This window comes from Candidatus Nitrosarchaeum limnium BG20, from assembly GCF_000241145.1.
In the GTDB taxonomy this organism is placed as follows: domain Archaea; phylum Thermoproteota; class Nitrososphaeria; order Nitrososphaerales; family Nitrosopumilaceae; genus Nitrosarchaeum; species Nitrosarchaeum limnae.
On sequence record NZ_AHJG01000169.1, the window covers coordinates 24509 to 35081 of the forward strand.

Here is a 10573-nt window from a genome sequence, read left to right on the forward strand (position 1 = left end):
TTATTTTATAATTAGAATAGAACAGGGAGAATTATTTGCTAATTTATTTGAAACACTACCAAGAAAAAATCTTGCAGTTGCTCCCATTCCTTTACTACCCAAAATTATTAAATTACATTTTTTATTTTTTGCAAGTTTAATTATTTCATTGACAATATTTCCTTCTTTCATAATTATTGTTGAATCAACACCATGTTGGACAGTCATATCCTTACCTTTAATCAAAACTTTATTTCCAAATTTTCTTAAAATTTCAAGGTATTCTTTTTTATCTAATAGATTAATTGGAAGAGATTTTTCAACTACATACAAAAGTATCAAATGAGATTGATAGTTTTTGGCCATATCACATGCATGTAAAAGTGCTTTTTCAGAATACTTGGAACCATCAAGTGGAACTAGTATATTCATGTAAAGAGATTTTCTCATGTTAATTTTCATGTATTATTGATATTTAACTAGATTCTAGAATTTCATTTTAAAATACTGTTAATTCTAGAAATGAGTTTTTTCTTATTGGGTGTGATTATATTGAATATTATGGTTTGATTATTACAATTGATAATCTTATTTTGGTATTAAATCATAAATCTACAAATTATTCTTTAATGATTAGGAAAAACATTAAAAAAATTCTTGTTCCACTTGATGGTTCTAAAAATTCTTTGAGAGGTTTAGATGAGGCAATTTATCTTGCAAGACAGTGTCATGCAACAATTACAGGTTTGTATGTAATTCCAATATATCCAAGAAATTTTACAGATATCATTATGCCATATCAGATTCATCTTACTAAATCAGCTAAAAAATTTATGGAGTCTGCAAAAACTACATGTGCTCAAAAAGGAATTATGTTTAAATCTAAAATTATTTTTGGAAGTCCAATAATGGAAATAGATTATATGGCTAAAAACAAAGGATTTGATATTATTGTAATCGGTTCTAGAGGTCAGAGTGGACTAAAAGAAGCATTTTTGGGAAGTGTTGCAAAAGCCATAATTCATAAATCAAGAATTCCTGTATTGGTAATAAAATAGTGATAGTAATGTTTTCAAAAATGTTAAGCAAAATTCTTGTTCCATATGATGGTTCTAAATATTCAATTAAGGCCTTATCTAGAGCGATGGAACTTGCACACAATCTTGATTCAGAGATTTTTTTATTTTCTGTTGTTCATCAAAGTTACATTTCACCTCCTGGAATTCTAGGATTAACGAGAACAAAATCTGAGAAAGATGCTATAAAAAAATGGATAAAAACAATTAGAAAAGATACAGAAACCATGTTAAAAATGGCTGTTAAAAGATGTGATGAAAATGGAATTACTGCATCATACAATATTTCACAGGGTAATGTTGCAAATGAAATTTTGAATTTTGCAAAAAAGAAAAACATTTCATTAATAGTAATTGGTAGTCAGGGTTTACATGGAGTAGAAAAATTAATGACATTGGGAAGTGTTAGTAGAAGAGTTTCTGAACAAGCAAAATGTCCTGTATTATTAGTAAAATAAGATTTTAAACTAATTCTCCAAGGAAGTGTACAACTTTGTTTATTACAATTACTGTTCTGTCTTTAGGAATATGGAATAGTTTTTCTGAATTATCTGATGATTCAATAATTAATTTTGAATAAGGATCCTTAATAGACTTGTATAAAATTCCTTTATCTCCTATTGATTGAGACCAATGTGTTCCTTGTAAAAATGAAATTGATTCAAATTTGATTACATGATAAGAGAAAACCATTTTTCAAGATCTATTCTTTTTGCATTCTAGTAATTATTTGATCACAAATTCTCCTCATTTCAGAATCAGAGCCAACACTACAAATTTTTACCAAATCTGTAGTTGTTACTATTCCAATGATTTGGTTATCTTTTTTAACAGGTAGTTTGTGAATATTTTTTGTTTTCATTATTTGTGCTGCTTCCCAAACCGTTTCATTTGGATCTATTTCAATTATAGGTGAAGACATTACTTCCTCTATTGAAGATGTCAATAATTTTTCTTTAGCTGCTATACGTTTAACAAAATCCCTTTCTGTCAAAATACCTATTGGTAATTTGTTTTTAGTAACAATAATGCAGCCAACATTTTTTTCATCCATTAATTTAGCAGCATCCCTAATTGAAGTGGAAGAATCTAGAGCTGCTAAATCACTAATCATTACATCTTTTACAAATGTGTGGGCCATACGATAATGATTAGATTTTCTTCTAATAAATAAGATCCTTATTTTCAAAGAAGAAATTATCTATTAATAAAAATTAATTATTTTACTATTAGAACAGGAATCTGAGATTTGTGTAGAACATAATTGGAAGTACTTCCAAGAAATGTCTCTTTAATTGAACCCATACCTCTAGAACCGATTACGATAATATCAAATAATTTTTTATTTGAATAGTTTATGATTTTTGGTCCTTCATCACCATAATCTATTGCATCATCAAAAACAATGCCATTTTGTGCTGCACGAATTTTTGCTTTTGACATAAACTTTGATGCATTATTTAGTAGATGTTTTTCAATGTAAGAAATTTGTGAGTCTGTTACAGGTTTAGCTAATGGGACAATATACAAACCTGTAATTGTTGCATGACACTGTCTTGCAAGATAAATTGCCTCATCTAAACCTCTCAAAGAATTTTTAGAACCATCAAGTGGACAAGAATTTTTTTTATATTATACACAATCAATTGATTAATGAACTATACTTAAGATATATTACAACATTATCGTTTTTGATTTTCAGCAGTGAGATTATGCCAGTCACTAATATAGATAAAATCTTATATCAATTTGAATATGACGGATGCTGATACAATTACAGTTAGAAATGTAATGACAAAATCAGTAATTGCGGTAGATTCATCTCTTACAGTAAATGAAGCAGCAAAACTAATGGAAGATGCTAGGGTAGGTGCTGTAATCGTAATGGAAAATAATTCTGCAATAGGAATAGTTACAGATCGAGATTTTGCAGTAAAGATTGTAGCTCATGCTTACCATATTACAACACCTGTAAAACAAATAATGTCATCACCTTTACTTGCAATTGGTCCAGATGAATCAGTATGGATGGTAGCTGATCTAATGTATACAAGAGGAATTCGAAAATTGCCAGTAATTGAAGATGATCAAGTAATAGGAATCATTACCGCCACTGATCTTGTAAATCAACTTGCTATATCTACAGATGAAGATATTAGAAAAATGTATCATGAATCTGTAATCAAAGTATATAAAAAATACAGCCCTTATTCTTAATTATCCATTTACTATAGCAGACATTAATGATTTACCACCAATCAGTGCACCAATAGATAATCCTGTGTTTGCAACTAAATTAATCGCCAAAGTGCCATAATGATGATTATCTAAAAGGTTACTAGAATCAAGTGCAAATGAGGACATTGTAGTAAGTGAACCACAAAAACCAATGGCAGCTAATAGTGAATATCTTCCATCAAGATTCCATTGTTCTGATACAATTACAAACATTCCTAAGATGAAGGCTCCAATAATATTAACAATCAAAACATTAAGAGGTAAAGCATTAAACAATAATGGGGATTCTGTGATTTTGTATCTTAGAAAAGCTCCAATAACAGAACCTACTGCTAAAAAAATAAACTCTAGACCTTTCATTACTATCTTCTAATTTTTTGAAGTATTTGATATTATTAATGTGGTTTAATATTGATCTTTTTCAAAATTGAGCCTAAATTCAGCTAGTTTTGAACATTAAACTTATGATTTTTATAGGTTCAATAATTTTTGAAAAGAGAATGACGTTAAAACTACGATGTGAAGATTACGGGTTTGAATGTGATTTTGTTTTAGAAGGAGCAAAGAACATTGGATTACTCGAAAAATTAAGAGAGCATTTTGCAGAAGAACATGGTATTGACTATACAACTGAGGCCATTACTCAGATGATTGTCAATCGTGGACATTCTTTAGAATCCATTAGAAAAGAATAATTGTTTTCTAGTATTTCTTATTTTTAATTTTTAAAAATTTTTTTAACATTTATTACAATGTAGTTTCTATACAAAATAGAATTCACTCTCAATGAAATTGGAGGAATTTTTTGTTATCAAAGTTAATTTTTTGTATCAAAATTACCTAATTCAATCTGTTTTTATTTTATTAACGATATTAAAGAATAGTAGTGTTAGTAAATTATTCAAATGATTATGATGTCAAGTGTGAACTAGATGCTTGCAAAACCTATCCCATAATTACAGATTCAGAAAGAGGAGAAATGTTTTGTGGGGGATGCGGTCTTGTGCTAGTGCAAAACATGTCTGATATTTCACATGAAAGTAATGGTTACAGTCAAGAGGATTTTATGAAATTGACAAGAACTGGTCCTGCAACATCATTAACCATGCATGACAAAGGATTATCAACTGTAATAGGTATAAACAAAGATTCTTCTGGTAATGCTTTATCAAGTAAAACAAAATACGAATTTAATAGACTTCGGACATGGGATCAAAGAAGCAAATCTAGATCAACTGTAGCACTTAGCAAAGCATTTACTTTATTGAATGCGATGAAAACAAAATTAGGAATTCCAGATAATGTTATTGAAAATGCTGCATATATTTACAGAAAAGCAGTAAATTCAAAACTTACAAGAGGTAGAACAATGGCTTCATTAATTTCTGCATCTTTGTATGCTGCTTGTAGAGAAAACAATATTCCTAGAACATTAGATGATATTGCAGATGCAGGAAATATTGAAAGAAGAATTTTATCTAGAGATTTAAGAACGATTATCAAAAAATTGGGATTGAAATTAAATCAATATGATACTTCATCTTTTATTTCCAAAATATCAAATAATATGAATTTAAAAGAAAAAACAAAACGAGATGCATTTGATATTTTAAAACGTTGTGAATTAAAAGAAATAACTGCGGGGAAACATCCCGTAGCACAGGCAGCTGCTTCTTTGTATATTGCATGTATGATTAATAATGAAAAAATAAGCCAGAAGAAATTTTCAAGTGAAGCTGGAGTAAGTGATGTAACAATAAGAAATAGAGTAACGTTAATCAAAAAAACATTAAAAATTACAGAGTAAATAAAATGAGCGTTAAATTAATTCATTGTCAATGTGGAATATGTAATCATAGTATTGAGTTAGATTGTATCAAAAGAGAATGTAATTGCTGTTTTAATTTTCATATTAGATCAGGTTAATTGATAAATTTAATAAATTGATTTATCAAATATAGAAATTATAAATTCACGTATAAGATTTATAATTACTATTATTTAGTTTATAAAATTTGTTTCTTAAAATAATAATTGAAAAAATTTACTTGAAGAAATCAAATTCTTGATCTCTTTTTTGTTTAGGTAGATCTTCCATTACAGCTTGTACTACTTCATTATGATTGTAGGTAAGATGCCTAAGAAATTTGGCAGATTCGTCAGCTCTTTTCTTTGCATCTGCAAATAACATTTCTGGGCTACTTAGCTCATTCATCATGACATTACATTCTTTGCATGGCTCAAAATCAAGATATAATTTCATTATTTGTCGTCAACCTTCTTAGTATTTAGACTATTTTATCGATTGAGTCATAGGCATCTCTTTTTTTCTAGGTTTTACCTTATCAATTGAATCAAGAATATCTTGCTGAGTAATTTTGATGTCTTTGATGTTTTTTGATTTAGTGTTAACATGTCTTTTCAAGGCAAGAATTGCAGCCCTATTTGCTATTGCAGCTATCTCAGCACCACTAAATCCATTTGTTAGTTCAACAACTTTTGTTATGTCTACATCATTTGATAGTGGTTTCTTTTTTGAATGAATTTTAAATATCTGCTCTCTTCCTTTTGAATCTGGATTTGGAACTTCAATAATTCTATCAAATCTTCCAGGCCTTAGTAGTGCCTCATCAACAATATCTAATCTATTTGTAGCACCAATTATCAAGACATTGTGTAATTCTTCTAATCCATCTATTTCTGTAAGAATTTGAGATACAACATTTTCAGTTACATGTGAACCTGAATCTCCACTACCTCTTCTTGGTACAAGTGCATCAACTTCATCAAGAAATATAATACATGGTGCTGCTTGTCTGGCTTTTCTGAAAATCTCTCTTACTCCTTTTTCAGATTCACCTACCCATTTTGAAAGTAATTCTGGACCTTTAATGCTGATAAAGTTTGAATCAGTCATTGTTGCTAATGCTTTAGCAATCATTGTCTTTCCAGTTCCAGGTGGACCGTGAAGTAAGATTCCTTTTGGAGCTTCAACATTAACATATTCAAAAGCTTCTTTGTGTTTAATTGGCCATTCTATAGCTTCACGTAATTCTTCTTTTAATTCGTCAAGACCTCCTACATCATCCCAATTAACATTTGGGATTTGTACTTGAACTTCACGTAATGCACTTGGTCTTATTTCTTTTAATGCATCTCTAAAGTCATCACTTGTAATTTTTATTTTCTGAAGAATTTCTGTAGATACTTTTTCTTCGCTGAGATTAATATCGGGTAAAATTCTTCGTAAAGATCGCATTGCTGCCTCTTTAGATAACATTTCAAGATCAGCTCCTACAAATCCATGTGTTATTTTGGCAATTTGTTTAAGATCCACTTTTTCATCAATTGGCATTCCACGTGTGTGAATTGAAAGAATTTCATGTCTTCCTTCATCATCTGGAATTCCAATTTCAATTTCTCTGTCAAATCTACCAGGTCTTCTAAGAGCAGGGTCAATTGAGTCTGGTCTATTAGTAGCTGCAATTACTACAACTTTACCTCTACTTTTCATACCATCCATTAATGTCAAAAGTTGTGAAACAATTCTTTTTTCTACCTCTCCAGAAACCTCATCTCGTTTTGGTGCAATAGAATCAATTTCATCAATGAATACTATACTTGGAGAATTTTCCTCTGCTTGTTTGAAAATCTCTCTTAATTTTTCTTCACTCTCTCCATAATATTTTCCCATAATTTCAGGTCCACTAAGTGAAATAAAGTGAGCACTTGTCTCTCCCGCAACTGCTTTTGCCAATAGAGTTTTTCCGGTTCCAGGTGGACCATATAACAAGACACCTTTTGGTGCTTCTACACCTATTTTCTCAAATAATTCTGGGTGTCTCATAGGCAATTCAACCATCTCTCTGATTTTTCTAACTTCGTTTTTTAAACCTCCTAGTTCATCATATGTAATTCTAGGAATGGTAGAATCAATTGCTTTAGTCATAGAACCAAGTTTGAATATAGTACTTTCAGTTACAATTACTGGTTTTGATGGTTTTGTATTAGTTATAATAAATTGAATTTTTCCTCCCATTTGAGTTGGTAGTTGAATTGAATCATGAACAGTAAATACATGATTTTGGAAATTTGTAATCATTACATCATGTAATTGCTCTTCATCAATAGCTAGTTTTTCAGTAGGAGATAAAGTAATTTGCTCAGCATCTGCAGCTTCTACAGATTTTATAGAAATTTTATCACCAATTCCAGCTCCAATGTTTTGTCTTGTCATTCCATCAATTTTGATAGTACCTGAACCGTATTCTTCAGTTGAACCAGGCCAAAGTTTAACATGTGTTTTTTTATTATATGTTAATTCTAAAATTTGTCCGGGTTTCCATTTTGTTTCTTCAATAATTTTAGGATCAACTATTGCTCTTCCTCTTCCAACATGTTGTTGTGGAATTTCAATAACTTTTAAAATAATTTCTTCCATATTTTTCTCCAAAAATTAGTGGGGTTTATTCAACCTCCACTTTTTTGCCTTTTGGCTTTTCATCTTCAATCAGTTTGAAAACTAATTCAAGAATTCCATTTTTGTATGAAGCCTTTGCAGAATTCTCATCAACTTTGTATTTGATTGGAACTCTTACATGATATTTCTTTTCACCATGTTCTGCAGAAATATCTACTATCTTGTCTTGGACAAGAATTTTTACATCTGTTTTTTCAACTCCTGGTATTTCAGCTACAAGTTTTACTAGTTTTTCTTTTTCATCTACAATTGCATCAACAATTGGTTCTCTTGTATCAGCTGATGGAAGCAATCCAGGTTTTACATTTCCGTATTCTTTTACCACAGGTTTTCCGTTTGGACCAACAGTCATTGTATAACCGTAATAAAATGGACCAGATGTGGAACCTTTTCCCTTGAATTCTTCAAAAATGTCATCTATATCAAAAAATGAGCTTGACATTCTTTTGAAGATCCTATCAAATTCATCATCAAACATTGTCATATTTATCTACTATATGTAATATACATTACATTATATAAGTATTTCTTATAATTATTAGATTTATTACATAATGCTATTATAACTGACATAGTATTTAATAATATATGAGAACAGCTGGTATGTCTATTCCAGAATTGGTAAGAGAGATTGTTACAAGAAATCGTTCAATTTATGACTGTATGAAAATGGATTTGGTTAATTATACAGCATTAGCAGTAAAGATTCAACCAGAAATTGAAAAAATTTTGGGTAGTTCTGTGAATCTCAATACTGTTGTAGTTGCCATTAAACGATTTGCGGATTCGTTTGAAAACAAAGATGCAATCAAAGAAGAATCTGTTTTAAAAAATGCAAGACTTGCTTTGACCGATGGAATTATGGATATTAAATTTTCAATAAATGATTCTGCAGGAATGGATCCTATATCAATTTTGGATAAATTTTCAAAAATTACCAATAATTATGAGTTTTTTAGATTATCAGATTCTTTTAGATTTCTAACAGAGGATGTGGAAAGTATTAGGGAAATATTTGAAAATATGCCTAATAGAGAAAATATGTTTAGTACTGGTCTTGCAAAAATTAGGATTTCGATTCCAACAAATCAAAATCAATCAGATGTGGTATCATATGTTGCAGAAATTCTGCATGAAAATGGAATTGAGTTAGTTAATGCATATTTCAGTCAGGATAGTATTATAATAATTCTAAATGAAAAGGATGCTTCTAGGGCATATGAAATCCTTCGTTCTGATATAGTTAGAATTGAATAAGCTGTAAAATATTAAGAAAATTGATCTCATAGGATATATTCAGTAATTTTATGGGTAAATGTAATTGGCAAAAAATAAGAAGAAAATAGTCATTTTGGGAGGAGGTTTTGCAGGAGTAGAATGTGCTAGGCAATTAGAATCAGACTTTGGAGATAATTCAGAAATTGAGTTAGTAATGATTAGTGAAGATAATTTTCTATTGTTTACTCCAATGCTGCCTCAAGTTGCATCAGGTATGATAGAAACAAGGCATATTGTAATGCCAATTAGAGAAATTTGTAAAAAGACAAAATTCTATGAGGGTAGAGTAAAGAATGTTGATCCGTTTGGTAAACTGGTAACGTTGTGGGGTACGGCAGACAAAAGAGGAATTTCAATTCATTATGATTATTTGGTAGTTGCATTAGGTAGTGAAACGAATTTTTTTGGAATGGCAGATGTTGAAAAAAATGCGTATACAATGAAGACGCTCAATGATGCAGTAGTATTAAGAAATAGAGCAATAGATATGCTTGAACAAGCTGAAAATGAAACAGATGTTATTCTTAGAGATAGTTTTTTGACATTTGTTGTTGTAGGAGGAGGTTTTGCAGGAATTGAAACTGCAGGAGAATTGTTGGATCTGTTATTAGATGCAAGAAAACACTATCATACAATTCACAAAGAGGATATTAGAGTAATAGTTTTAGAAGCACTTCCAATGATACTTCCTGGTTTTAATGAAAAATTAGCTAAATTTTCAAAAGAAAAGATGATAGAGAGAGGAATAGACATTAGATTAAAGACTGCAGTAACAAGTTTTGATGGAATAGAAGTAAATGTAAAATCATTAGATGAAAATTTAAAAGATTCTGTTGATAAAAATGGAATAGATTCAATTAGAACAAAAACATTGATTTGGACTGCAGGAGTTACACCAGTTAATACAATAAAAAGATCAATGCTAAAAACAGACAAAGGTAAAGTTATTGTAAATGATTTTCTTGAAGTTACAGAATTTCCTGGAGTTTTTGCAATTGGAGATTGTGCATTGTTTATGGATCCACAAACAAATAGACCGTATGCACCTACTGCACAATTAGCAGAAGCACAAGCAAAAATTGCTGCATATAACCTAAAAGCTTTAATTAAAAACTTTGAAAAGAAAAAATTCGTATATCATTCAAAGGGACAAATGGCAATTATTGGAAAAAGAACAGGTATTGCAACATTTTTAGGAATGAATATTTCAGGATTTTTAGCTTGGCTTATTTGGAGAAATGTCTACCTTTCAAAAGTTGCGTTACCAAATAAAAAATTCAGAATTTTCTTAGATTGGGTAATTGACATATTATTTGATAGAGATATCTCAAGACTAAAACTTATGAAACGTGAGACAGAAAAAGAATACAAAGTTCTTGATGAAGTTGATGATGTTTGGTAATTATTTTCGTAGTTTATGAATTATCATAGCAGGTGCTACAAAATACATTCCCACATTAAGTATAATCAAAGATATTCCATACCCTATCACTTTAGCTTCTGAATCCATATCCACATGATT

The 10573-nt window shown here is 29.9% G+C and carries 15 protein-coding genes; 7 read left to right on the forward strand and 8 right to left on the reverse strand.

Annotated elements, in window-relative coordinates; all coding sequences use genetic code 11:
- A complete protein-coding gene (locus tag BG20_RS05230; protein WP_010191833.1) occupies window positions 1-411 on the reverse strand; it encodes a universal stress protein in 411 nt (136 codons plus the stop codon).
- A 197-nt stretch (window positions 412-608) separates the two neighbouring features.
- On the opposite strand from BG20_RS05230, the gene BG20_RS05235 reads away from it, so the two are divergent.
- Window positions 609-1037 (forward strand): universal stress protein, encoded by a 429-nt coding sequence (locus tag BG20_RS05235; protein ID WP_048097084.1) that lies wholly within the window; start codon window positions 609-611, stop codon window positions 1035-1037.
- An 8-nt stretch (window positions 1038-1045) separates the two neighbouring features.
- Entirely contained in the window at window positions 1046-1513 is a 468-nt protein-coding gene (locus BG20_RS05240; protein WP_010191840.1) for a universal stress protein, read from the forward strand.
- Between the two features lie 4 nt (window positions 1514-1517).
- Here BG20_RS05240 and BG20_RS05245 read toward each other — a convergent pair whose 3' ends face one another.
- The 3 genes from BG20_RS05245 to BG20_RS05255 all read right to left on the reverse strand — a co-directional run bounded on the left by BG20_RS05245 (window position 1518) and on the right by BG20_RS05255 (window position 2645).
- Complete coding sequence (locus BG20_RS05245; RefSeq protein WP_010191841.1) at window positions 1518-1748, reverse strand: hypothetical protein; 231 nt, start codon at window positions 1746-1748, stop codon at window positions 1518-1520.
- 10 nt (window positions 1749-1758) lie between these two features.
- Window positions 1759-2196: a CBS domain-containing protein gene (locus BG20_RS05250; RefSeq protein ID WP_010191844.1), complete on the reverse strand. Its 438-nt coding sequence runs from the start codon at window positions 2194-2196 to the stop codon at window positions 1759-1761.
- A gap of 77 nt (window positions 2197-2273) precedes the next feature.
- Window positions 2274-2645 carry a universal stress protein gene (locus tag BG20_RS05255; RefSeq protein WP_007402661.1) on the reverse strand — a complete coding sequence of 124 codons (372 nt, stop codon included), beginning with the start codon at window positions 2643-2645 and terminating at the stop codon, window positions 2274-2276.
- 165 nt (window positions 2646-2810) lie between these two features.
- On the opposite strand from BG20_RS05255, the gene BG20_RS05260 reads away from it, so the two are divergent.
- Window positions 2811-3272 carry a CBS domain-containing protein gene (locus BG20_RS05260; RefSeq protein ID WP_010191847.1) on the forward strand — a complete coding sequence of 154 codons (462 nt, stop codon included), beginning with the start codon at window positions 2811-2813 and terminating at the stop codon, window positions 3270-3272.
- On the opposite strand, the gene BG20_RS05265 is transcribed toward BG20_RS05260, so the two are convergent.
- On the reverse strand, window positions 3273-3653 hold the full coding sequence (locus tag BG20_RS05265) for a fluoride efflux transporter FluC (protein WP_010191849.1): 381 nt from the start codon (window positions 3651-3653) through the stop codon (window positions 3273-3275).
- A 140-nt stretch (window positions 3654-3793) separates the two neighbouring features.
- Between BG20_RS05265 and BG20_RS05270 the strand changes: the two genes are divergently transcribed.
- Together BG20_RS05270 and BG20_RS05275 are read left to right on the forward strand one after the other, a co-directional pair.
- Window positions 3794-3988, forward strand: coding sequence for a DUF1059 domain-containing protein (locus BG20_RS05270; protein WP_048097086.1), 195 nt, complete (start codon window positions 3794-3796; stop codon window positions 3986-3988).
- Between the two features lie 191 nt (window positions 3989-4179).
- Window positions 4180-5100, forward strand: a complete 921-nt coding sequence (locus BG20_RS05275; protein WP_010191852.1) for a transcription initiation factor IIB — start codon at window positions 4180-4182, stop codon at window positions 5098-5100.
- Window positions 5101-5337: 237 nt separating this feature from the next.
- Here the strand turns inward: BG20_RS05275 and BG20_RS05280 are convergent, their stop codons facing one another.
- Genes BG20_RS05280 through hsp20 form a run of 3 tightly spaced genes read right to left on the reverse strand, consistent with a single transcriptional unit; the run spans window position 5338 to window position 8257 of the window.
- The gene (locus tag BG20_RS05280; RefSeq protein WP_007402656.1) at window positions 5338-5556 is read right to left on the reverse strand and encodes a hypothetical protein; all 219 of its coding nucleotides are present in this window, start codon (window positions 5554-5556) and stop codon (window positions 5338-5340) included.
- Window positions 5557-5586: 30 nt separating this feature from the next.
- Window positions 5587-7734 (reverse strand): CDC48 family AAA ATPase, encoded by a 2148-nt coding sequence (locus BG20_RS05285; protein WP_010191855.1) that lies wholly within the window; start codon window positions 7732-7734, stop codon window positions 5587-5589.
- 25 nt (window positions 7735-7759) lie between these two features.
- Window positions 7760-8257, reverse strand: coding sequence for an archaeal heat shock protein Hsp20 (hsp20, locus tag BG20_RS05290; RefSeq protein ID WP_010191857.1), 498 nt, complete (start codon window positions 8255-8257; stop codon window positions 7760-7762).
- 104 nt (window positions 8258-8361) lie between these two features.
- On the opposite strand from hsp20, the gene BG20_RS05295 reads away from it, so the two are divergent.
- Both BG20_RS05295 and BG20_RS05300 read left to right on the forward strand, forming a co-directional pair.
- Window positions 8362-9030: an ACT domain-containing protein gene (locus BG20_RS05295; RefSeq protein ID WP_010191859.1), complete on the forward strand. Its 669-nt coding sequence runs from the start codon at window positions 8362-8364 to the stop codon at window positions 9028-9030.
- A 64-nt stretch (window positions 9031-9094) separates the two neighbouring features.
- Window positions 9095-10453 carry an NAD(P)/FAD-dependent oxidoreductase gene (locus tag BG20_RS05300; RefSeq protein ID WP_010191860.1) on the forward strand — a complete coding sequence of 453 codons (1359 nt, stop codon included), beginning with the start codon at window positions 9095-9097 and terminating at the stop codon, window positions 10451-10453.
- Window positions 10454-10573 lie beyond the last annotated feature (120 nt).